The organism is Streptococcus mitis, from assembly GCF_026782895.1.
GTDB classification, from domain to species: Bacteria; Bacillota; Bacilli; order Lactobacillales; family Streptococcaceae; genus Streptococcus; species Streptococcus mitis_CB.
The window spans coordinates 1-21,425 of sequence record NZ_JAKUXJ010000008.1; the positions used below are offsets into that span (position 1 = coordinate 1).

The 21,425-nt window shown below is 42.5% G+C and carries 19 protein-coding genes and 1 pseudogene; 2 read left to right on the forward strand and 18 right to left on the reverse strand.

Annotated features, from left to right (window positions below; translation table 11 throughout):
• Nucleotides 1-52: 52 nt before the first annotated feature.
• Genes nusG through pbp2a form a run of 4 tightly spaced genes read right to left on the reverse strand, consistent with a single transcriptional unit; the run spans nt 53 to nt 3,229 of the window.
• Nucleotides 53-589, reverse strand: a complete 537-nt coding sequence (gene nusG / locus MK480_RS09695) for a transcription termination/antitermination protein NusG (protein WP_084930218.1) — start codon at nt 587-589, stop codon at nt 53-55.
• A gap of 53 nt (nt 590-642) precedes the next feature.
• Entirely contained in the window at nt 643-819 is a 177-nt protein-coding gene (secE, locus tag MK480_RS09700; RefSeq protein WP_001210990.1) for a preprotein translocase subunit SecE, read from the reverse strand.
• A gap of 9 nt (nt 820-828) precedes the next feature.
• Complete coding sequence (rpmG, locus tag MK480_RS09705; RefSeq protein WP_001809375.1) at nt 829-981, reverse strand: 50S ribosomal protein L33; 153 nt, start codon at nt 979-981, stop codon at nt 829-831.
• A 52-nt stretch (nt 982-1,033) separates the two neighbouring features.
• Nucleotides 1,034-3,229, reverse strand: a complete 2,196-nt coding sequence (pbp2a, locus tag MK480_RS09710; protein WP_153199951.1) for a penicillin-binding protein PBP2A — start codon at nt 3,227-3,229, stop codon at nt 1,034-1,036.
• 86 nt (nt 3,230-3,315) lie between these two features.
• Between pbp2a and MK480_RS09715 the strand changes: the two genes are divergently transcribed.
• The gene (locus MK480_RS09715) at nt 3,316-4,191 is read left to right on the forward strand and encodes an RluA family pseudouridine synthase (RefSeq protein WP_084886523.1); all 876 of its coding nucleotides are present in this window, start codon (nt 3,316-3,318) and stop codon (nt 4,189-4,191) included.
• Between the two features lie 68 nt (nt 4,192-4,259).
• Here the strand turns inward: MK480_RS09715 and gap are convergent, their stop codons facing one another.
• From gap to MK480_RS09755, 8 genes and pseudogenes are all read right to left on the reverse strand, one after another.
• Complete coding sequence (gap, locus tag MK480_RS09720; protein WP_049492462.1) at nt 4,260-5,270, reverse strand: type I glyceraldehyde-3-phosphate dehydrogenase; 1,011 nt, start codon at nt 5,268-5,270, stop codon at nt 4,260-4,262.
• A 318-nt stretch (nt 5,271-5,588) separates the two neighbouring features.
• Entirely contained in the window at nt 5,589-8,240 is a 2,652-nt protein-coding gene (gene adhE, locus MK480_RS09725) for a bifunctional acetaldehyde-CoA/alcohol dehydrogenase (protein WP_268707587.1), read from the reverse strand.
• A gap of 299 nt (nt 8,241-8,539) precedes the next feature.
• The gene (locus tag MK480_RS09730; protein WP_268707588.1) at nt 8,540-8,950 is read right to left on the reverse strand and encodes an MORN repeat-containing protein; all 411 of its coding nucleotides are present in this window, start codon (nt 8,948-8,950) and stop codon (nt 8,540-8,542) included.
• A complete protein-coding gene (locus MK480_RS09735) occupies nt 8,937-9,380 on the reverse strand; it encodes a low molecular weight protein-tyrosine-phosphatase (protein ID WP_268707589.1) in 444 nt (147 codons plus the stop codon). Before MK480_RS09735 ends, MK480_RS09730 begins: the two co-directional genes overlap by 14 nt.
• A 46-nt stretch (nt 9,381-9,426) precedes the next feature.
• Entirely contained in the window at nt 9,427-9,726 is a 300-nt protein-coding gene (gene yajC, locus MK480_RS09740) for a preprotein translocase subunit YajC (protein ID WP_001069289.1), read from the reverse strand.
• Between the two features lie 116 nt (nt 9,727-9,842).
• Nucleotides 9,843-11,819 (reverse strand): transketolase, encoded by a 1,977-nt coding sequence (gene tkt / locus MK480_RS09745; RefSeq protein WP_268707590.1) that lies wholly within the window; start codon nt 11,817-11,819, stop codon nt 9,843-9,845.
• A gap of 113 nt (nt 11,820-11,932) precedes the next feature.
• Nucleotides 11,933-12,169, reverse strand: a pseudogene (locus MK480_RS09750) (L-ascorbate 6-phosphate lactonase); the annotation flags it as partial.
• Between the two features lie 4 nt (nt 12,170-12,173).
• Nucleotides 12,174-13,835, reverse strand: a complete 1,662-nt coding sequence (locus MK480_RS09755; RefSeq protein ID WP_268707591.1) for a BglG family transcription antiterminator — start codon at nt 13,833-13,835, stop codon at nt 12,174-12,176.
• Nucleotides 13,836-13,976: 141 nt separating this feature from the next.
• Between MK480_RS09755 and MK480_RS09760 the strand changes: the two genes are divergently transcribed.
• Nucleotides 13,977-14,204, forward strand: a complete 228-nt coding sequence (locus tag MK480_RS09760; RefSeq protein WP_268707592.1) for a maltose acetyltransferase domain-containing protein — start codon at nt 13,977-13,979, stop codon at nt 14,202-14,204.
• Nucleotides 14,205-14,226: 22 nt separating this feature from the next.
• Here MK480_RS09760 and MK480_RS09765 read toward each other — a convergent pair whose 3' ends face one another.
• The 6 genes from MK480_RS09765 to MK480_RS09790 form a co-directional block, all read right to left on the reverse strand.
• Nucleotides 14,227-14,976, reverse strand: a complete 750-nt coding sequence (locus MK480_RS09765; RefSeq protein ID WP_268707593.1) for a sugar phosphate isomerase/epimerase family protein — start codon at nt 14,974-14,976, stop codon at nt 14,227-14,229.
• 9 nt (nt 14,977-14,985) lie between these two features.
• Nucleotides 14,986-16,509, reverse strand: coding sequence for an FGGY-family carbohydrate kinase (locus tag MK480_RS09770; protein ID WP_268707594.1), 1,524 nt, complete (start codon nt 16,507-16,509; stop codon nt 14,986-14,988).
• 75 nt (nt 16,510-16,584) lie between these two features.
• Nucleotides 16,585-17,574 (reverse strand): amidohydrolase family protein, encoded by a 990-nt coding sequence (locus tag MK480_RS09775; RefSeq protein WP_268707595.1) that lies wholly within the window; start codon nt 17,572-17,574, stop codon nt 16,585-16,587.
• 33 nt (nt 17,575-17,607) lie between these two features.
• Entirely contained in the window at nt 17,608-19,059 is a 1,452-nt protein-coding gene (locus MK480_RS09780) for a PTS galactitol transporter subunit IIC (RefSeq protein ID WP_268707596.1), read from the reverse strand.
• Between the two features lie 23 nt (nt 19,060-19,082).
• Entirely contained in the window at nt 19,083-20,039 is a 957-nt protein-coding gene (locus tag MK480_RS09785; RefSeq protein WP_268707597.1) for a 2-hydroxyacid dehydrogenase family protein, read from the reverse strand.
• A complete protein-coding gene (locus MK480_RS09790) occupies nt 20,032-21,063 on the reverse strand; it encodes a hypothetical protein (RefSeq protein ID WP_268707598.1) in 1,032 nt (343 codons plus the stop codon). Before MK480_RS09790 ends, MK480_RS09785 begins: the two co-directional genes overlap by 8 nt.
• Between the last annotated feature and the right edge of the window lie 362 nt (nt 21,064-21,425).

Consider the following 21,425-nt stretch of genomic DNA (forward strand, 5'->3'; position numbering starts at 1 on the left):
TCCCTACACCGTCTAAACTGCACAAAAAAGAGAGGACATGCCTCTCTCAGGGTTATAATTCTGCAATTTGGTTTAGGTTTACTTCTGCAACTGTGTCATTACCAAACATAGAGATAATCATCTTCACTTTATTGTTATCAATCTCTGTAATCTTACCAGTATAGTCTGCAAAAGCACCATCAATGATACGTACAGTTTGACCAACTTCAACATGAATATCAAACTCTTGTACAGTTTGTCCCATAGAAATCAAGATATCACGGATTTCTTGTTCCAATAATGGAGTTGGTTTTGATCTATTTCCGTGAGATCCGACAAATCCTGTAACGTTTGGTGTGTTTCGAACAACAAACCAAGCTTCATCTGTCATCACCATTTCCACAAGAACATAACCTGGAAAGCGATTTTCTTCTACTTCTTTTCTCTTTCCATTTTTTTCAACTTGCACTGTTTGTGTTGGAATTTCAACACGTAAAATATTATCCAACATATTGTAGGTTTGTGCACGTTGTAATAGATTTTCTTTTACCTTATTTTCATAACCAGAATAGGTTTGTAAGACAAACCATCCTTTATCAAAACTATCCATGATACTTCCTTTCATAATAGAAGATTTCTAGCGTGAATAACTCCACAGGTCTTCTAAAAAATGTTAATAAATCGAATCAAACCTGAAACAATCAACTTGTCAAAAATATAAATAATCACAACAAAGAAAGCAGTGTATTCCATGATAGAACGAAAATCTCTCCAGCTTTCCTTGCGAGTTGGCCATGTTGTGTCTTTAAGAAGTCTAAAAATATCTCCAATAAAACGCATCGCTCTCTCCTATCTCGTTTCTCTGTGTGTAGTGTACTTACCACAATGTTTACAAAATTTATTTACTTCTAGTCGTGTTGGCTTGGGGTTTCCGCTGATCTTGATTGAATAGTTTCTCGAACCACAAACCGCACAAGCTAGGCTTGCTTTTTTTAATGCCATAACGCCTCCATCTTATCTATTATAACAAGAAAGCTAGGCTTTGACAAGCATCTTAACGAAATAGATTGACTACCGAATCCCATATCGTTTGAGCCTTTTCCTTAATTTTAGCATCCGAGATAGCACGGCTAGCCTCATCTACCAGATTTTGTGCACGACTTCTAATATCAGAAAGGCTATTATCCGCCTGATTTTCTTCATTACTCTGTACTTGATTTCTTGTATTGGCTGGTGCAATTCCATTTTGCTTATAAGCATTTTCAACTGTAAAGGTACTTCCTGGCGTATAAGGTAAAATGGTATTTGCAATGTTTCTAAAGACATGGGCTGCACCGTTTGAAGTAGATCCTGCTAGATAGTGGCTTTCATCAGTGGTAGGGAAACCAAGCCAGTGACTAATCACTACATCCGGAGTATAACCAATTACCCACTGGTCACTTGTGTATTCAGGATTGAAAACAGCTTCAGTTGTTCCAGTTTTTCCTGCCATGACATAATCTGCAGGAGATGAACTAATACCGGTACCGTTGGTGAATGTCCCCAACATCATACTGGTCATCTTATCAGCTACAGACTTATCAATCACCCGTTTTTGTGAATTTTTATGGCTCGCAATGACCTGACCACTAGCATTTTCAATTCTACTAATAAAATGAGCTTCCGGCATTAAACCTTCATTTGCAAAGGCAGCATATGCTTGAGCCATTTGCAGAGGGTTGGTTTCAACACCGCTTCCCAAGGCGACGCCAAGAACACGGTCGACCTTTTCCATGTTGAGTCCGAATTTTTCGCCTGCCTCAAAAGCCTTATCAACGCCCAAATCATTAACAGTGGCAACAGCAGGCAGATTAAGCGATTCTGCCAAGGCTTGATACATAGGAACTTCTCGACTCGTTTTGATCCCGGCATAGTTATCAACCTTATAGCTGTCATACTGCATAGTATGGTTATCCAACTGCTTATTCAAAGCCCAGCCAGCTTCAACTGCAGGCGTATAAACAACTAAAGGCTTAATTGTAGAACCAGGGCTACGTTTTGATTGAGTTGCATAGTTGAAATTCCGGAATCCAGTTTTATCATTGCCAGCAACCTGACCGACAACTCCACGAACTCCACCTGTTTTCGGTTCGAGAGCCACACTTCCTGATTGAGCAAATGTTCCATCCTCTGCCCTCGGAAATAGCGATGTATTTTCATAGACAACCTGCATATTTGCTTGATAGTTTTGGTCCAGCTCTGTATAAATGCGGTAGCCATTATTGACAATTTCTTCCTCTGTTAGATTATACTTGGAAACGGCTTCATTAACCACCGCATCAAAATAAGAAGGATAGCGGTAATCTGAAATTTTCCCTTCATACTTATCGTGCAATTGCGAAGTCATATCAACTTCAACAGCTTCGGTTTCTTGGTTTTTATCAATGTAACCCGCTGCAACCATATTCTGCAAGACAGTATCGCGCCGATTGGTAGAATCTTCTACGGAATTCAAGGGATTATACAGTTCCGGCCCCTTGAGCATCCCTGCCAGAGTCGCAGCTTGATCCAAACTCACTTCTGATGCAGAAACTCCAAAGTATTTCTTACTCGCATCTTCTACACCCCACACACCATTTCCAAAATAAGCGTTGTTAAGGTACATGGTTAGAATTTGATCCTTACTATATTTTTTTGTTAATTCTAAGGCAAGGAAAAATTCTTTCGCTTTTCTCTCAACAGTTTGATCCTGCGACAGATAGGCGTTTTTAGCCAGCTGTTGGGTAATAGTAGAACCACCACCTGAACGACCAGCAGTTACAATAGCCAAGAAGAAACGACCATAGTTAATCCCGTCATTTTTATAAAAAGAACGGTCTTCTGTCGCAATAACGGCATTCTGCAAATTTTTACTGATATCAGTCAATTCAACATAAGTTCCTTTTTGACCAGACAAGGCACCGGCCTCTTTTTCTTCACGGTCAAAAATGATAGTCCGAGTTTTCAAGGCATTTTGTAAATCATTGACATTGGTTGACTTGGCTACAGCAAACAAATAGGTTCCAACTAGCAAACCTGCACTCAAACCTAGTATAAGGACAATCTTTGTTAGATGATAGCGACGCCAGAATTTTCGAATCGGACCTACTTGGGCTAATTTTTTTCGATCACTACGAGAGCGACGTAAGCTAGTAGAATCAGAATCCTCTGATTCACTTGTTTCTTTTTTAAAAAGAGAAAGAAATTTCTCAAATAATTTATCTAATTTCATGCGTTTATTTTATCATCTTCATCATGGGAAGACAAGAATTTAGCTATTTTCTATCCAAATAGGGCTTTTTTTGTTACAATATCTGTATGAAATTCACATTTACATTACCAGACTCTCTACCTCAAATGACGGTAAAGCAATTACTTGAGGAACAACTCCTCATCCCTAGAAAAATCCGTCATTTTTTGAGAATCAAGAAACACATTTTGATTAATCAGCGAGAAGTTCATTGGAACGAGACGGTAAATCCTGGAGATGTTTGCCAATTGGCTTTTGACGAGGAAGATTATCCCGAAAAAGAAATTCCTTGGGGCAACCCAAACCTCATTCAGGAAGTTTATCAAGATCAACACTTAGTTATTGTGAACAAACCAGAGGGGATGAAAACGCATGGTAATCAGCCAAACGAAACCGCCCTTCTTAACCATGTCAGTGCCTATGTTGGCCAAACCTGCTATGTCGTTCATCGTCTGGACATGGAAACCAGTGGTTTGGTTCTCTTTGCTAAAAATCCTTTTATCCTGCCTATTCTCAATCGCTTACTGGAGAAAAAAGAGATTTCTAGGGAATACTGGGCACTAGTTGATGGAAATATCAACAGCAAAGAGCTTGTTTTCAGGGACAAAATTGGGCGTGATCGCCATGACCGCAGAAAACGAATAGTTGATACAAAAAATGGGCAATATGCTGAAACGCATGTAAGCAGATTAAAGCAATTCCCAAACAAAACTTCCTTAGTTCGTTGCAAACTAAAGACAGGGCGAACCCATCAGATTCGTGTCCACCTTTCCCATCATGATCTTCCTATCCTGGGTGATCCTCTCTATAATAGTAAATCAAAGACAAGTCGTCTTATGCTCCACGCCTTTCGACTTTCCTTTACCCATCCACTTACTTTAGAGAAGCTAACTTTCACTACCCTTTCAAATACTTTTGAAAAAGAATTAAAAAAGAATGGATGATTGTGTCATCCATTTTTCCATATAAGAAAAGCAAGACCAGAGGCCTTGCTTTTCTATCGACTCAAGAATTATTTAGCGATTTTTGCGAAGTATTCAAGAGTACGAACAAGTTGTGCAGTGTATGACATTTCGTTGTCGTACCATGAAACAACTTTAACCAATTGTTTACCGTCAACGTCAAGAACTTTAGTTTGAGTTGCGTCAAACAATGAACCGTAAGACATACCTACGATATCTGAAGATACGATTGGATCTTCTGTGTAACCGTATGATTCGTTTGAAGCTGCTTTCATAGCTGCGTTCACTTCATCAACAGTAACGTTCTTTTCAAGAACAGCTACCAATTCAGTAACTGATCCAGTTGGAGTTGGAACGCGTTGTGCAGATCCGTCAAGTTTACCGTTCAATTCTGGAATTACAAGACCGATAGCTTTTGCAGCACCAGTTGAGTTAGGAACGATGTTTGCAGCACCAGCGCGAGCACGGCGAAGGTCACCACCACGGTGTGGTCCGTCAAGGATCATTTGGTCACCAGTGTAAGCGTGGATAGTAGTCATCAATCCTTCAACAACACCAAAGTTGTCTTGAAGAGCTTTAGCCATAGGAGCCAAGCAGTTTGTAGTACATGAAGCACCTGAGATAACTGTTTCAGTACCGTCAAGAACATCGTGGTTAGTGTTGAATACAACTGTTTTAACGTCGTTTCCACCAGGAGCAGTAATAACAACTTTCTTAGCTCCACCTGGGTGCAAGTGTTTTTCAGCAGCTGCTTTCTTAGCAAAGAAACCAGTAGCTTCAAGAACGATTTCTACACCGTCGTTAGCCCAGTCGATTTGTTCTGGATCACGTTCAGCAGAAACACGGATGAATTTACCGTTAACTTCAAATCCACCTTCTCTAACTTCCACAGTTCCGTCGAAACGACCTTGAGTTGTGTCATATTTCAACAAGTGTGCAAGCATAACTGGATCTGTAAGGTCGTTGATGCGAGTAACTTCAACACCTTCTACGTTTTGGATACGGCGGAAAGCAAGACGACCGATACGTCCGAAACCGTTAATACCAACTTTAACTACCATTAGTGATTTCCTCCTTATGAAAATCATGAAATTTTTATTGTGAAAAGAGTAACTTGAATCACTACAAATCACCTTTCAACAAACCTATTATATAACTATTTGAGTTGAATTGCAAGTACGGGCGTTGTTTTTTGTCTACACCTCACTTATTTTTCTTTCTCCTTTGAAAGCCTATACTGCTGTCTTTCTTTGTCTACCTAGTCATTTACCGGTTTCCTTTTAAAATGAAAAGTGAAAATAGAAAAGCTAAAAATTATTTTCAATCTTCCAATTTTACAAAAAAGAGACAGGAAATTCCTGCCTCTAGGCTGATAACAATTATTTACGGCGTCCTGGTCTTTCTTTGTAGCCATAGTAAGAATCTTCGATGATTTCTTGCATATGGTCAACCATTGGAAGGCGTGGGTTAGCAGGTGAACATTGGTCTTCGTAAGCAAGGAAGGCCAATTCACGTGAATGTTCTTTCCATTCTTTTTCGTCGATACCTTGTGCTTTGAAGTTCATCTGGATACCTACGCGCTCACCAAGTTCGTAGACAGCTTTTGCGTAAGATTCCACACCTTCTTCTGGAGTAGAAGCTGGAAGTCCAAGCATACGAGCGATGTCTTGGTACTTCTCATCTGCACGGTAGTAGTTGTACTTAGGCCATGTTGCTGTCTTAGCTGGACGTGTACCGTTGTAGCGGATAACGTATGGGAGCAAGATTGCATTTGTACGACCGTGGATTGTGTGGAATTGCGCACCAATCTTATGGGCCATTGAGTGAGAAATACCTAAGAAGGCATTGGCAAAGGCCATACCAGCGATTGTTGAAGCGTTATGCATTTTCTCACGTGAATGGAAATCTGCATTCTTAACTGAGCTTTCAAGGTTTTCGAATACAAGTTTGATAGCTTGAAGCGCAAGACCGTCAGTGTAGTCGCTAGCCATTTGTGATACGTAAGCTTCAGTTGCGTGAGTCAATACGTCCATACCAGTATCAGCAGCTACAAATCCAGGAACTGTCAATACTAAGGCAGGGTCTACGATTGCCACAGTTGGTGTCAATGAGTAGTCAGCGATTGGGTATTTACGGTTGTTTGCTTTATCAGAGATAACGGCAAATGGCGTTACTTCAGATCCTGTACCAGATGTAGTTGGGATCGCGATGAATTTAGTCTTCTTACCAAGCAATGGGAATTTGAAGGCACGTTTACGGATATCCATGAATTTTTGAACAAGGTCACGGAAGTCCACTTCTGGTTGTTCATAGAAGAGCCACATTACTTTAGCAGCATCCATTGGAGATCCACCACCAAGAGCGATGATTGTATCTGGTTTGAAAGCACGCATGATTTCAGTACCACGTTCAACTGTAGTGATATCTGGATCTGGTTCTACATCAGCAAAGATTTGGTAAACAACCTTATTGCGACGAAGATCAAGTTGTTCGATGATACGATCAAGGAAACCAAGCTCTACCATGGCATGGTCAGTAACGATCATGACACGTTCAACGTCACGACATTTTTGAAGGTATTGAATTGAATCACGTTCAAAGTATGTTTTTGAAGGAAGTTTCATCCATTGCATGTTATTTCTCCGTCTTCCGACTTTTTTGATATTCAAGAGGTTAATGGCACTAACGTTATCCCCAACTGAGTTGCGTCCGTAAGAACCACATCCGAGTGTCAATGATGGCAAGAAGGCATTGTAAACGTCCCCGATACCACCGAAAGTAGAAGGTGAGTTACAGATAACACGAATAGCTTTAACAGCTTTACCAAATTCTTTAGTCAATTCTTCATCAGCTGTGTGGATGGCTGCTGAGTGTCCAAGACCGTTAAATTCAACCATTTGACGAGCCTTAGTAATACCATCTTCACGGCTTTCAGATTTCAAAACTGCGATAACTGGTGACAATTTTTCACGAGTCAATGGCTCGTTTTCACCAACTTCTTTACATTCTGCAGCAAGAATGTTTGTTCCTTCTGGAACTGTAAATCCTGCTTGCTCTGCAATCCAAGTTGCTGGTTTACCAACTATGTCAGCGTTCAATTTTGCACCAGCACAGTTTTTGCTGTTTGCTTTCACGCCGAAGCAGAATTCTTCAAGAAGTGCTTTTTCTTTTTTGTTTACAAAGTAAGTGTGATATGATTTGAACTCTGCTACAAATTCATCGTAAATTTCTTTATCAATGATAACCGCTTGTTCAGAGGCACAGACCATACCGTTATCAAATGATTTAGACATGACGATATCGTGTGCAGCTTGACGGATGTTTGCTGATTTTTCAACATAGGCTGGAACGTTTCCGGCACCTACCCCAAGAGCTGGTTTACCACATGAGTATGCGGCTTTAACCATGGCATTACCACCTGTTGCAAGGATTGTTGCAACACCTTCGTGGTTCATAAGGGCACTTGTTGCTTCCATAGATGGTTCAGTAATCCACTGTACACAGTTTTCAGGAGCACCTGCTTTAATCGCAGCATCACGAACGATTTGAGCTGCGTGAGCTGATGATTCTTGAGCTGATGGGTGGAAGGCAAAGACAATTGGATTACGTGTCTTCAATGAAATCAATGATTTGAAGATTGCTGTTGATGTTGGGTTTGTTGTAGGAGTAATACCACAGACAACACCAACCGGTTCAGCGATGAGAGTCAATCCTGTTACATCGTCTTCTTCGATAACGCCAACTGTTTTAGTATGACGCATGTTGTTTACCACGTGTTCACAAGCAAACAAGTTCTTAGTCGCTTTATCTTCGAATACACCACGTCCTGTTTCTTCAAAGGCATGTAAAGCCAATTCTCCGTGGGCATCCAAAGCTGCCACTGACGCTTTAGCTACGATGTAGTCAACTTGCTCTTGATCCAACTTACGCATTTCTTCAAGGGCAACTAGAGCTTTTTGCACCAACCCATCGACATGCTTTTCAGCAGCGAGTTTCTTTTCCTCTGGTGTCATAGTTTTTTTATCAGCCATATTTTCCTCCATAGCTTTCAAGGATTTAATCCTTTGTTAATTTTTTCACAAGTTTATTATAACGCATTATTTCAACTTTGTAAACAGTTTCATAAACATTTCACAAAGAATTTTTAGTTCCTTGTGAATTTTTTCTCATTTTCCTTTCTTATAAGGTTTTTCTTTCAAAGTTTGTGAAACTTATTTCAAATATTTTTTTATTTCACAAACTTATTTGGAAGAGGGACTTGGAAAGAAAGAGATTTACAGGTAAGCGCTTACTTTGTATTTCTAATAATACCTCCTTTGATAAGGAGGCTTTATTTTTGTTGAAAAACGCCTTGTTTAAAAGTCCCTTCATAAACTACTTCTTGTTCTGTTGTTAGTTTTCCTTTTCCTTCAGCTTGACCATTTACAAAATCACCTTCGTAGGTCCAGCCTTCTTTGGCTTGAAAGGTACCTTTTCCGTTGAAAGCTCCATTGCTGAAACCACCTGTATATTGGTCTCCATTTTGGAAGGTGATGGTTCCTTGACCATTCATTTTACCACGGACAAGACTGCCGTCATAAACAATCGTTCCATTATCCAGTTTTAAGACACCTTTTCCGGGAATATTTAGAAAAAAGACGAGTACAGCACAGACTGCAATGGTAACTACTGCTAGAAGTTCTAAACGTGGACGAGTCAGATAGACACGATACTTTTCGTAAAAATTCTTAAGATTTTCCATCTTCACTCTCCTTCTCTAAACGTTCTAACCAAGCTTGACAGCCCTCCTGAACACGCTGATAAGTTTCCTCAAAATCTCCTGTATACCAAGGATCTGGGACACTTTCAGATGCAAATGAGTAAATCTTATATTGCAAGCCTTCTGGACACATCTGACGTAAATCAGAAACATTTGAAGTATCCATGCCGATAATATAATCAAAGGCTTCAAAATCTTCCTTACTAATCTGAAGCGATGTCTTGTTCTTGTCATAAGGAATCTGATACTGTTGAAAAATTCCCTGAGTGCCCTTATGAATCAGATTGCCATGTTCCCAAGAGGAAGTCGCTCGACTTTGGATTTCGTAGTTATCTGTCATTGATTTCATAACAAACTCGGCCATAGGACTGCGGCAAATATTTCCTAGACAGACAAAGACTAGTTTTTTCATCCCATTTCCTTTCTTTTATAGAAAAACGGGAGTTCGTGATCCCGTCTTATTTTTCAATTGCACCTTCGAGTGAAGCTGTTTCTTTAAGTGGTAATACAGTCTTGATAGCAGCTAGTTCAAAAGTCAAGTAAACTCCATCTACATCAAGAACAATTGTTCTCTTCTCAGTATCGACTTCATCAACTGTTCCGTAAAGTCCACCGATTGTAATAACTTCATAGCCTTTTTGTAGTTTATTTAAGCTTTCCATACGTTTTTGTGCTTGTTTCTTTTGAGAGCGTTGCATAAAGAACATCAAGCCCAACATCGCTACAAGCATGATTAAGAATGTATAATTTGGATTCATTTTCTTCTCCTTTGTCTTTTACATAGGACTACTATATCAAATTTCAGCTACTTTTACAAGATTGTACCTTGCTTTTCTGGTAAGAAAAACCAGAGCTTGTGCCCTGATTTTTAGGATTATTTCAAGTTTTGAACGACTTTTACAAGATTTTCTACAGTAAAGCCATATTCTGCCAATACTTTTGGTGCTGGGGCAGAGGCTCCGAAGGTATCAATACCGAGAACGGCACCATCGAGACCAACATATTTGTACCAGTTTTGAGTTGCACCCATTTCGACTGCAACACGACGGCGAACTGCATTTGGAAGAATTTCTTCCTTGTAAGCTACATCTTGTTTATCAAAGACATCTGTAGATGGCATGCTGACTACGCGGACTTTTGCTCCTTGACTAGCCAATTCTTTGGCAGCTGAGACAGCAAGATTGACCTCTGAACCTGTTGCAATCAAGATGGTATCAAAGTCTGCTACATTTTCATAAACAACATAGGCACCTTTTGCAACTTTGTCAAAGTCTGTTCCCTCTTCGACAGTCAAGTTTTGACGGGTCAATACAAGGGCAGTTGGTGTTTTCTCACTTGTCACTGCAAGGTACCAAGCAGCTTGAGTTTCACGCGCATCTGCTGGACGGAAAACATTTAGATTTGGCATAGCACGAAGACCTGCTAGGTGTTCAACTGGTTCGTGCGTTGGACCATCTTCACCAACTGCGATTGAATCGTGGGTAAAGACATAAGTCACAGGAAGCCCTTGCAAGGCTGACAAGCGGACAGCTGCCTTCACATAGTCAGAGAAGACGAAGAAAGTTCCACCGTATACACGAAGTCCACCGTGAAGAGCCATCCCGTTCAAGATCGTTCCCATTGCAAATTCACGAACACCAAACTGAATGTTACGGTTCAAGCGATTAGCATCGTCTTGAAGTCCGTCAGTCTTGATATAAGTCATGTTTGAGTGAGCAAGGTCAGCTGATCCACCGAGGAAGGTTGGTAACTTAGCAGCTACAACGTTCAAGGCATCTTGGCTTGAATTACGAGTTGCTTGAGAGAAGCCATTTTCTAAGGCTGGGAAGTCTGCTGGAGTCACTTCAACTGGATCACGCCCGTCGATGATAGCTTCTACTTCTGCAGCCAATTCTGGGTGAGCTTCTTTATAGTCAGCAACTAATTTTGTCCAAGCTTGATAAGCTGATGCACCACGGTCTGCAACATGTTCTTTGAAATCAGCATATACTTGTTCTGGGATTTCAAATGGTTCGTAGTCCCAACCAAGCGCTTGACGAGTAGCTGCAGTTTCATCTGCTCCAAGAGGGGCACCGTGTACAGCATTAGTTCCTTGTTTGTTTGGAGAACCATATCCAATAACAGTCTTCACTTCAATCAAAGATGGTTTACCTGAAGCTTTAGCTGCTTCGATAGCAGCATGGATAGCTTCCAAGTCTGTTCCATCTTCAACCAAGGCAGTATGCCAACCGTAGGCATTGTAACGGTCACGAACACTTTCTGTAAAGGAATCCTTTGTTTCACCATCTAAGTTGATGTCATTTGAATCATAAAGAACAACCAACTTGTCTAGTTTTTGCAAGCCTGCGTATGAAGCCGCCTCGCTTGAAACACCTTCCATCAAATCTCCGTCTCCACAGATAACGTAAGTATAGTGGTCAAAGATATTGTAGCCCTCGCGGTTATATTTGGCTGCCAAGAAACGTTCTGCTTGCGCAAAACCAGTGGCAGTTGAGATCCCTTGACCTAGAGGACCTGTCGTAGCATCAATTCCTGCTGTATGGCCAAATTCTGGGTGACCTGGTGTTTTTGATCCCCATTGGCGGAAGCTCTTGATCTCATCCATACTAACATCTTCAAAGCCAGAAAGGTGAAGAAGGGCATAAAGAAGCATTGAACCATGACCAGCTGAAAGAATAAAACGGTCGCGGTTAATCCAGTTGGGTTGAGCTGGATTGATACGAAGTTGTTTTGTAAAGAGGCTGTAAGCCATAGGAGCCGCTCCCATAACCACACCTGGGTGACCTGAGTTGGCTTTGTTGATAGCGTCAATACCTAGGAAACGGATTGCATTAACAGATAGATTTGACATAGAATTTCCTTTCTATTTGAGGTGATTATTGAATCACACATTCTATTCTACTATTATATGAAAATTATCCGTATCATGCAACATACGGATAACATCCAAAGAATATTTTTATATTAGAGCAAGTATTTAAATTGAATATTAGAGTCTTGTTCAAAACAATCATCAAAGCCACGTGGGTGGTGGTACTTAATTCTGTCCTTATCTTGCGGATAAGTGTACTTGCCACCAACTTCCCAGATAAATGGGTGGAATTGATATTGTAAGCATTCCTTACGCATTTTCCAAAGGGCAAGGATTTCGTCGGTTGAAGCCATAAAGTTAGACCAAATATCGTAGTGAACTGGTAAAATCAAGCTAATTTCCAGTCAAAATCTGCTTTTCGATCAGATTTTCGATTTGGTACTGGAGTTCCTTGGCTTCTTCGCTATTGGTAAGATAATGCCCCAAGAGCCGCTCTAGCTCACTTCTGAAATCGCTGTGCTGACTGGCTATCAGGCGATACTTGATAAAGCTGTTGAGCTTGACCACGTCTTCATAGTCAAAAATAGGATTGACCTGCACCAGCGGAAATCTACTGCTAAGCCCGTCGCCGGTCACAATCAGCAAATCCACTTCCAGCAGGTCTTCCACGCTCTTAAATTGCTCACTTGTAAAGACCGCGCGGATATAGTCATGCGGAAAATAATACTGGCACTGCTTGAGCAAGAGGCGCTGGACTGCCACCCCCTCATCGCAGACAATATAAATCTGCTTGACCTCCTTGGGCTCCGTCGCCTGCGGCTTCAAAGCACCACCTAGGTGCATAGCCAAGTACGCAATCTCGCCTCGCGTCAGCGAAATGAGCCAGGCCTCCTCTAAAATCCCCACGCTCTGCTCGGTATAGTGATAAAGCTCAGGATACTTTTGCAAAATGTGCCGCGTCAGCGGATTTTTGGACAAAATGCCATAAGTCTTGCGGAACAAAAGCGCCTTACAGTGGGTCATGAGATTGCGAATCAGATCGTCACGATTTTCCAGCTCATAGGGAGAATGTGCTTCAAAATCCCAGATGAAATTGTCAATGGCCAGTTGCAAATCCGCGAAATCTTCACTAGTTGCATGTAAATCCTGGTCTTTTCGATGAGAAAGCAATAAAACCGCAATCCAAGACAGCTCAATCTCATCCAAACGCAAGCCCAATTTTTCGTCCAGCAAAGTCTGAAGTTTCTTAGCCGTGCTGTATTCCACGCGCTTACGAATAAGAGAAAACTCGCGGTACAAATCGTCCTTCTCCTGCTCGCTCAAGGTCATATTACGGTAGGACAGCAGCAGATAAGGCAGAACCTTGAGCATAAACTCGATTTCATAGCGATTGATTTTCTTACCCAAGTCCTGCTCGATAAAATGCACCTGCTGGTTGAGAAAAATTTGTAATTCCTCGGACAGCAGCACATCTTCCTGCACAAACTGCTTGATTTTACTTCCCAAAATCCGCATAAAACCGCTATTGCCCTCAGAAAAAATCGTGGTCAACAGAGCATGAACGTACTGGACTTTATTGAGCGGGTGGCATTTGAGAACATAGCCCTGCGACTTGGTTGTAATGAGACTAATCTGATACTGCTCGACCGTCAGCTGGCTACGAATGGTGTTAAGGTCTTTGAGCACTGTATTACGCGACACCTCGGTCAAATCCATGAGCTTTTCAATCGTCACGCGCTCTTTCAAGACGCAGATAAAAAGAAGCATCAGCTGCATGCGCTCTTCCATACTCATGACATAGCTGTGAGCATCCACGCTTTCAAGCAAGGCTTCACAAGCTTCTCGTTGTTCCGCTGTCAAAACCAGTCCGACTCGCGGCTGGCTGACAATCTTGTTAACTCCTTGAGGCAAAGCGTCGTTTATTTTTTCTAAATGATAATAAATTTTGCGGCGCGATTGCCCTGTGGCACGAGAAATCGCCATAATTGTTTCAGGCTCTATCAACTGCAAAAGATAGTTGAGCAAGACAGAGCTGCTTTTATTTAAATAAATCATTTGCTTTTCTTTCCTTTAAACTTCCTTTCTAGGATATCGCAACCGCTTATAAAATTGAAAGATGAAGGATTTTTCAGCTACTTGGAAAGTCTTATTTCCCACTCCCTTGCATGTTATAATAAAAGAAAAAATCTGCTCCCCATGAATCTTAAAGAACAACAGCAGCATATTCTTTCGGGTGCCATGTACAATGACTTGACTCCCGAGTTGGTCAAAGCACGCGAAAAAACGGTCTTTCTGACCAACTGCTACAATGCCAGTTTTGGACAGCCTGCTAAGGACATCCCAGCTAATGTTGTGGCGACTGGCGTTCCTTGCCACGTCATTCGACTAATCACTGACCAAGACAAAATCAATTATCAGCCATAAAACTGAAGTAGGTTCACCTACCTCAGTTTTCTTTTTCCAGCAGCCGCGCGATGTCTGCTTCTAAGTTTTCCAAGGAAGTCGGATATTCTAGGGCAAGATAGCGTACATGGCTAAAGCGCTTCATGAGGCTAGGAGCATCTAACTCACCTTCAAATAAACTAGCAATCTCCACTTGACCATTTACATGACGGTAATTTTTGCAATGGAGGTAATCGGTAACTTCTGCCAAGCTAGCAAAAGCCTGCTCTATATCTTCTCCAATCCAAGCCCAGTTGCCAAGGTCAAAAACGAAAGCAATAGGCAGGTCTGCTGCGCTGACCTTGTTCATCATCAAACGGCAATTCTTGATACTGGCATAAAGAGGGTCTTGGTTATTTTCCAGCTTAAGTCCGACAGATGATTGAAAACTAGGCGCCAACTCTGCCAAAGAAGCTACTGAAATCTGACTGGCATCACCCGTGTTTAATTTGATAAAGGGAGCGCCCAAGAGCTCTGCTTCCTGTCGCAAAGTCTTAAGTTTCGGATTGACCCTATCTCCTATGACAAAATCCTCATTGACACTGTAAAAGAGCGACAGCCCTAGCAGGTCAGCTTTTTTTCTGATGTTTTTTAACTCTATATCAATATCCCTTAAAAACTCTCGCCGAATTTCAACCCTTGAAATCCCCAGATTTTTGACGCTTTCTAGCAAATCTTCTTGCTTGACTCCCCTGTCTAATTCTTCCTTAAAAGCAATCGTGTTGATAATCAATTCTTCTCGCTTTATTTTCATCCCAATCCTCTATTCTAATGTCGTCCGTAGCTGACAAAGCTCTGCCCAAGCAGGCTCCATGGCTGCAAGCAAACTTTGGTAAACGCGATATTTCCTTTGATAAATCTCATGTTCCTTAGCCTGAGGCTCAAAGCGCTCCTTGACCCGAACCATTTTTTCGACAGCTTCTTCTAGGCTCAAATCTTCCACCGCTTGCAAGCAAGCAATGGCACCACCCAGACCACCCAATTCTGACGCTTCAACCGTCTCTACTGGGATATTTAAAATATCAGCGAACATCTGCATCCAAGATGGCGAATTTGTCGCACCGCCTGACAAGCGCAAAGCGCGCGGTCTTTGCTCAATCGTCGCTAGCAAATCATCGATATGCTGCTTGTGCGCATAGACAATCCCCTCATAAACCGCCCGAATCATCTCTGACTTGCTGGACTGGGTTGTCAGACCAAAGAAGCAAGCCTCAGCAGCTCTGCTGATATTGCTGCCATAAAGAAAAGGGAAAAAGAGAATCTTGCTGTAAGAAGCGTCCGTCTCCTGCAAAAACACTTCCAGTACATCGTAAATAGAGGAATTCGAAGCCTTGAGATTTTGGATTTCCTCCATCATCAGCATTTTTATCATAGCATCCAAATTTCCCGCCGAAGTTGGACTGCCTGCCTCTATCAAAAAATCGCGATTGGGAAAATAAGAGTGCATCAAGCCGCTATCTTGGCTGACTGCCGTCTTGCTGGGATAAGTATTGATATTCCAAGTGCCTGAAATCACGCTAAAAGTGCTGGCGTCTAAGACCCCAGAGCCGATTGCGCAAGCATCAATATCAAAGAGCCCACCAATCACAGGCGTTCCTGCAAGAAGTCCCGTTGCTGCGGCAGCTTCTTGGGTCAAGCCACCAACAAGCTCTGCATAGTCCACTTGGGGCGCCAAAAGCTCGTATATTTCTTCAATACCAAAGAAAGTCGTAATTCTTTTGTCGTAAGTGCCCGTCTGGAAGTTAATCCAGTGATTTCCTGAAGCATCTCCCATCTCTTGCTGAATACACCCAGTCAGCTTGAAGCGGACATAGTCCTTGGCCGACAGAATTGCCCCAATATTCTGGTAAATCTCTGGTTCATATTCTTTGAGCCAGCGAAGCAAAACGGGATTTTGCACGGCAACAACATGCTGGTGCGTCAAGTCCCAGATTTCGTCTAGCCGCTCCTCAAATTCTTGAGCCAGCTCGACCGCTCGCTCATCTGTAGACAAGATACCGCGCGTAAATTCCTGACCGTTTTTATCCAGCAGATAGAGGCCTTTCCCATGACCAATACAGGCAAGAGCGCTGATGTCTTCTGCCTTAAGCTGGGCATTTTTGACAGCTTGCCTCATAGCCTGACAAATCCCCTGCCAGGTCTCTTTCAAATCCACTTCGCGATAGCCTGCTTTTTCCTCAATCTTCTTGGTACTAAAAGCAGACTGCCCTAATTGTCGCCCTTCTTCATCAAATACGATTGCCTTGGTATTAGTGCCCCCATAATCGATACTTAAAAAATATTTCATTTTTCTCCTCCGATTTCAAGTACAAAAGAAGCTGAGATTGCCTCACAGCTTCTTTATGAACAAGCACATGCGGATTTAATACAAGCCTAATTCCTTAGTCGCTGCATCAACCGCTTCACGGTTTGCTTGAACAGCCGACGGCTTAAAGTAAACGCGCTCTGCATTATTGTAGAGGACATCTTCTAGCTCTTCTGGCGTGAAAATATCCACGTGCTCCAGCCAAGTTGCCAACTCTTCATAAGTGTTAAAAGTAGCTGACCAAGGCGAATCTGTGCCCCAGATGATGCGCTTCGCTCCCAGCACTTCCTTAGCAATCCGAACATTCTTTTCAGATTTAGGGAATGGGAAAGTATCTGGACGGTCAATATCTTGGATAGCAGAAATATCTGTGTAAACATTTGGTAAATCTTTCCACATGCTGAGTTCCGCCCGCAGACGATTTGGTGTATCCGCATGTGGGAATGACAAATGGCAGACAACAAAGTCAAGGCTTGGATGCAAACGAGCAAGATTGGCAATAGCATCCGGCTGGTGGCTGATTTGGTCAAAGTTGCCATAGTCCACAGTGATAACGAAGCCTGGATAATCCAGCAAGTAGCTCAAAATCAAGCTGACATGCGGGTCACTGTCCAAGCGGAAAGGCGTTTTTTGTCCACGATAGCCGTGGATACCACCACCTTGGCTGATTTCAAATTTGAGTGCTCTAAAGCCCAGCTCTTCTACATGACGGCGAACAATCTGCATGGCATTTTCAGCAAATGGATCCACCGAAAATGCGCCTGTAAAGCGGTCTGGGTAGCGCTTAATCGCCAGATGAGTATAGTAGTTTTGATAGCCATTCAAGTGGCCTTGCAAAATCACCGCTTTCTCAATATCATTGGCATCCATGTACTTCAAGAAAGCCTCTGCTGTAAAGTCCTTGTCGCCATAGCCGTCTGGAATAAGCTTAATCAATTCACCGTCGTCCCAAATGGCATAGCCATTGCCCAGAGCATTCAGTCTGCCCTTGCCATTAAAACCAGCAATAGTATTTAAAATATGTGCATGTCCGTCAATTTTCTTCATGATACAGTCCTCCAAATTCAAATCTGTTATTCATTAGCCTTCGCTAATCATAATCTTTTCTTTACTTCCTTCAAAACCACTATTTTTATCTGCCATTTTCCGCAAATAAGCGTAGATAGACTCGCGTTTTGTCCGTAGGAAGAAAAGAGATACTAGGTAAACAGCAATCGTCACGCCAATCCAAAGCGGATTGCCCGAAATCCAAGCAAAGAAGACGAGAGCCGTCAAAGGGTGAGCCAAAAGATTGAAACTCATAATCAAGACCACTCCAGCTGGCAAGACCGATCCATATTGTTGCACAGCTTCCGTATAAATTGGACCGAGGGCGCTGGCCGCATAAAGTCCCAGTGAAAACCAAACTATTCCGTTTAGAATCGCCTTGAGGATATTTCCTTTTGATACGGCAATCATAGCTTCAATCATAAAGGGAATAGCAATCAAGTCAACGACTGGAAGCGCGCGGTTGCCAGGCAAAATCAAGGAAACCAAGACCATGATTGGTACCAGAATGAGCCCCGCAATGATAGTGGCAGGTTCACCAAAACCAACTCCGTCATCCACTGCGATAAACCAGCGTTTCTTGTCTGCCAGTCCGTCTTCTTCTTCGCTTTCTTTTTTCTTGTTCTTTTCGACCGCTTCAGCCAGAGGTCCGAAAGCGCTTGCAAATACGCCTGTAATCAAGGGGAAAATGGTCATAACGGCTGCAAGTGACATGGCAAAACCTAGAATGCCACCCCAGGCTTCCAAACTCGCCAGATTTTTCAAGCTACCGAGAATCCCGATAATCATCCCCAGCAAGAAACCGAGAGTCATGGGTTCTCCGAAAATTCCCAGCTTGGTTTTCAGCGATTCTGGATTGAGTTTGACCTTGTTGATACCGATAAGGTTCCACAGCGGATCCAATACTAAGGCTGGAATCAAGGTTTCGATATTGTGAATAGAGTTGATTGTTGCATTTTTGACTCTGTAGTATTCTGACCAGCGCTCTGCTACCACTTCTGACATAATCAGTGAGTAAAGAAGGACAAAGACCATGAAAGCAAAGGAGAGGATAAAGTTTCCTGTTGCCGCATAAGCCATGGTTCCCCAAATCATGTAACCGAAGTTATTCCAGAGATTGGACGGTACAAAGACCCGCGTGATCCCAAAAAGGAAAAGAAGCAACTCAATCAGTAGACCAAAAACGAAGAAGGACAGACCGATTGAAGAAGAGAAGGCAGTTAGAGAACCCGTTTGCCAACCGATGTCAACGATAGGCAAATTGAGCCCCGCCGTGTCAACCATTTGCTGGATGTACTTGGTTACCAGCGGTGTAAAAGCAGAGATGACCCAGCCAAATCCTGTCAAACCAACCCCCGCGCGCAGGGCACTGAAAAAAGCGCGCTTGGGACTGACTTTCAAGAACAGACTAACAATAAAAATCATTACTGGCACAACGATTGCTGCACCAAAAACATCGAAAAATTTTTGTAAGGCTTCTAGCATAGTTTTACCCTTTTTCCTTTATTTTATTTGTTTACGACATTGACAGGGTTCCCTTCGAAGAAGGAAAGAATATTCGTGGCAGCTTCTGCTGCCAAGGTACGGCGACCTTCAATCGTTCCCGTTCCTGCATGCGGCGCCATGATAACATTGTCCAAAGCGCGAAGCTCTTCAGAAACTTCTGGCTCAAACTCAAAGACATCCAAACCAGCTCCTGCTATCTCTCCAGTTTTAAGCGCTTCAATCAAGTCTTCTTCAGACACAATCGGACCACGCGCTGCATTGATTAGATAGCTTCTGTTCTTCATTTTCTTGAACACTTCTTTGTTAAATTTGTGATGAGTGGACGGTAGAGACGGAGCATGAATGGTAATGACATCAGCCTTCTCAACCAAATCATCAAATTCCACATAGCTAACGCCCAATTCTTTTTCCCTCTCCTCTGGCAATCGATAGAGGTCGTGATAGAGCACTTTCATCCCAAAAGCCTTGGCGAAGCCAGCTACAGTTGAACCAATACGCCCCATACCATAGATACCAAGCGTTGCGCCCTCAAGTGTCAGCCCTTGATAGCGTCTTTCGCTCGGGTCAATCCAGTTTCCTGTACGGACAATCTTGTCATAAAAGGCTAAACGTTTGGTAGCGGCTAAGAGAAGGGCAAAAGTCATTTCAGCTGTCGGTACCCGCACAGCTTGCGGCGAATTGGAGACTACAATCCCTTTTTGTTTGGCGTATTCGATGTCTACATGGTCAAAACCAACCGCATTAAGAGAGATGATTTGCAAGTTTTTCCCCGCATCGATCATTTCCTTGTCCCCTTTTTGCCCCATTAAAAGCCAAGCGTCGTACTCAGGCAAGTGTTCCAGCACATAGTCGCGTGAAAACGGCTCCCCGTCTGAGTAGGTCACATCGTACTTTTCCATTAGCTTGACCAAGCCTTCCTTAGGAACAATTCCCGTCACAAGAACTTTCTTCTTAGGCATTCTTTTCCTCCTTTTGTAGTTCGTAAAGAGCAACTGTATTTTTTCCATTATTCGCCGAAAAGATATAGGATTTCCCAGCTTTTTCAAAAGTCAAACAGTTGCTAGAAGCAACTTCTGGAGCAATCATGTGTTCCAGAAAACGTCCATTTTCATAGGTAAAAGCAAGTAAGTGCTTCTTCCCTGAGCGCCAGCCAAAGATAAAGGTTGGCTGACCAAGTAAAGTCCCCGACCAGATGGCGTGCCCAAAAGGCGTCGCTTCTGGATAGGCAAATAATTCCTCCTTAAAATCTTCTGATAAAATTCGCAAGCTATCGCCATGGAAAGCCTGGATAATCATATTTTCCAGACGACCATCACCGTTCATGTCCAACTGTACAATATCGCTCGTTTCTTCATCAAAGAGCTGGGTCAAAGTCCAGTCAGACGTACCCTGCGGATAGCCCAAACGATAAATCCCTTCCACCGCTGTGATAAGCGAGTAATGCTCTGCGTGAACAGGATAGTAACCGTGATTTTTCTTGAGTCGAAGTGGCAATTCTTCTACATTTGTCAGCTGCCTTACCTGTTTATCAAAATGACCGACAAAAATTTTCCCGTCATCCGACCAGTCCTCGACAAACTGCTTGGAATTGGCAATCGTACAACCGATAAAAAGAATAGCTCCACGCTCATTGTCAACTAAATCAAAGCGATGCAGATAAGGAAAAGCCCCCACTTCCGTGATTGTCCACTTGCCCTCGCCCTCGAACTGTCCGTGAACAATCCGGCAATCCTTGGCATCAAAACCGGGATAAAAGCGCTGGGTTGCCAAGAAATCCAGCGTCCCTGGCACTTGGATAATGGACATGGTGCCACCAACCTCGCTCCAAAGCACCGTCCTTGCGAAATCGCGATTGACATCATAGGCCAAGCAGGCATTTTCGGTCTCCGAAGCCACCAAAAGATAGTCGTTAGCGCTATCGGTCAACCTTGCAACGGCATAGCAGGCATCCAAGTGGTCGCTTAATATTGTTTTACTATTCACTAGGTCTCCTTTCTAGACGAGCAATCAACCTTTCACTGCGAAATTATTTTCAAACTCTGAGTGAATCGGTTAACTTATTTTCAAAAAATAAAAGTGAACTACGTTCTCTTATAAAATAATACTTTAATTCATAGTTAATCGTTTCACCACTCTACTATTCACTAGGTCTCCTTTCTAGACGAGCAATCAACCTTTCACTGCGAAATTATTTTCAAACTCTGAGTGAAGCGGTTAACTTATTTTCAAAAAATAAAAGTGAACTACGTTTCTCTTATAAAATAATGCTTCAATTCATGGTTAATCGTTTCACCTTTCTACTATTACAGTATACACTATCTTCTTCAAAATTGCAAGCGATTTCA

What these genes read in the sequence shown, in the direction of transcription:
- MK480_RS09735 (WP_268707589.1), bottom strand. Translation starts at nt 9,380, where the DNA reads ATGAAAAAACTAGTCTTTGTCTGTCTAGGAAATATTTGCCGCAGTCCT.
- pbp2a (WP_153199951.1), bottom strand. Translation starts at nt 3,229, where the DNA reads ATGAAATTAGATAAATTATTTGAGAAATTTCTTTCTCTTTTTAAAAAA.
- MK480_RS09770 (WP_268707594.1), bottom strand. Translation starts at nt 16,509, where the DNA reads ATGAAATATTTTTTAAGTATCGATTATGGGGGCACTAATACCAAGGCA.
- tkt (WP_268707590.1), bottom strand. Translation starts at nt 11,819, where the DNA reads ATGTCAAATCTATCTGTTAATGCAATCCGTTTCCTAGGTATTGACGCT.
- MK480_RS09760 (WP_268707592.1), top strand. Translation starts at nt 13,977, where the DNA reads ATGAATCTTAAAGAACAACAGCAGCATATTCTTTCGGGTGCCATGTAC.
- MK480_RS09730 (WP_268707588.1), bottom strand. Translation starts at nt 8,950, where the DNA reads ATGGAAAATCTTAAGAATTTTTACGAAAAGTATCGTGTCTATCTGACT.
- adhE (WP_268707587.1), bottom strand. Translation starts at nt 8,240, where the DNA reads ATGGCTGATAAAAAAACTATGACACCAGAGGAAAAGAAACTCGCTGCT.
- MK480_RS09785 (WP_268707597.1), bottom strand. Translation starts at nt 20,039, where the DNA reads ATGCCTAAGAAGAAAGTTCTTGTGACGGGAATTGTTCCTAAGGAAGGC.
- gap (WP_049492462.1), bottom strand. Translation starts at nt 5,270, where the DNA reads ATGGTAGTTAAAGTTGGTATTAACGGTTTCGGACGTATCGGTCGTCTT.
- MK480_RS09775 (WP_268707595.1), bottom strand. Translation starts at nt 17,574, where the DNA reads ATGAAGAAAATTGACGGACATGCACATATTTTAAATACTATTGCTGGT.
- yajC (WP_001069289.1), bottom strand. Translation starts at nt 9,726, where the DNA reads ATGAATCCAAATTATACATTCTTAATCATGCTTGTAGCGATGTTGGGC.
- rpmG (WP_001809375.1), bottom strand. Translation starts at nt 981, where the DNA reads ATGGCATTAAAAAAAGCAAGCCTAGCTTGTGCGGTTTGTGGTTCGAGA.
- secE (WP_001210990.1), bottom strand. Translation starts at nt 819, where the DNA reads ATGCGTTTTATTGGAGATATTTTTAGACTTCTTAAAGACACAACATGG.
- MK480_RS09765 (WP_268707593.1), bottom strand. Translation starts at nt 14,976, where the DNA reads ATGAAAATAAAGCGAGAAGAATTGATTATCAACACGATTGCTTTTAAG.
- nusG (WP_084930218.1), bottom strand. Translation starts at nt 589, where the DNA reads ATGGATAGTTTTGATAAAGGATGGTTTGTCTTACAAACCTATTCTGGT.
- MK480_RS09715 (WP_084886523.1), top strand. Translation starts at nt 3,316, where the DNA reads ATGAAATTCACATTTACATTACCAGACTCTCTACCTCAAATGACGGTA.
- MK480_RS09755 (WP_268707591.1), bottom strand. Translation starts at nt 13,835, where the DNA reads ATGATTTATTTAAATAAAAGCAGCTCTGTCTTGCTCAACTATCTTTTG.
- MK480_RS09780 (WP_268707596.1), bottom strand. Translation starts at nt 19,059, where the DNA reads ATGCTAGAAGCCTTACAAAAATTTTTCGATGTTTTTGGTGCAGCAATC.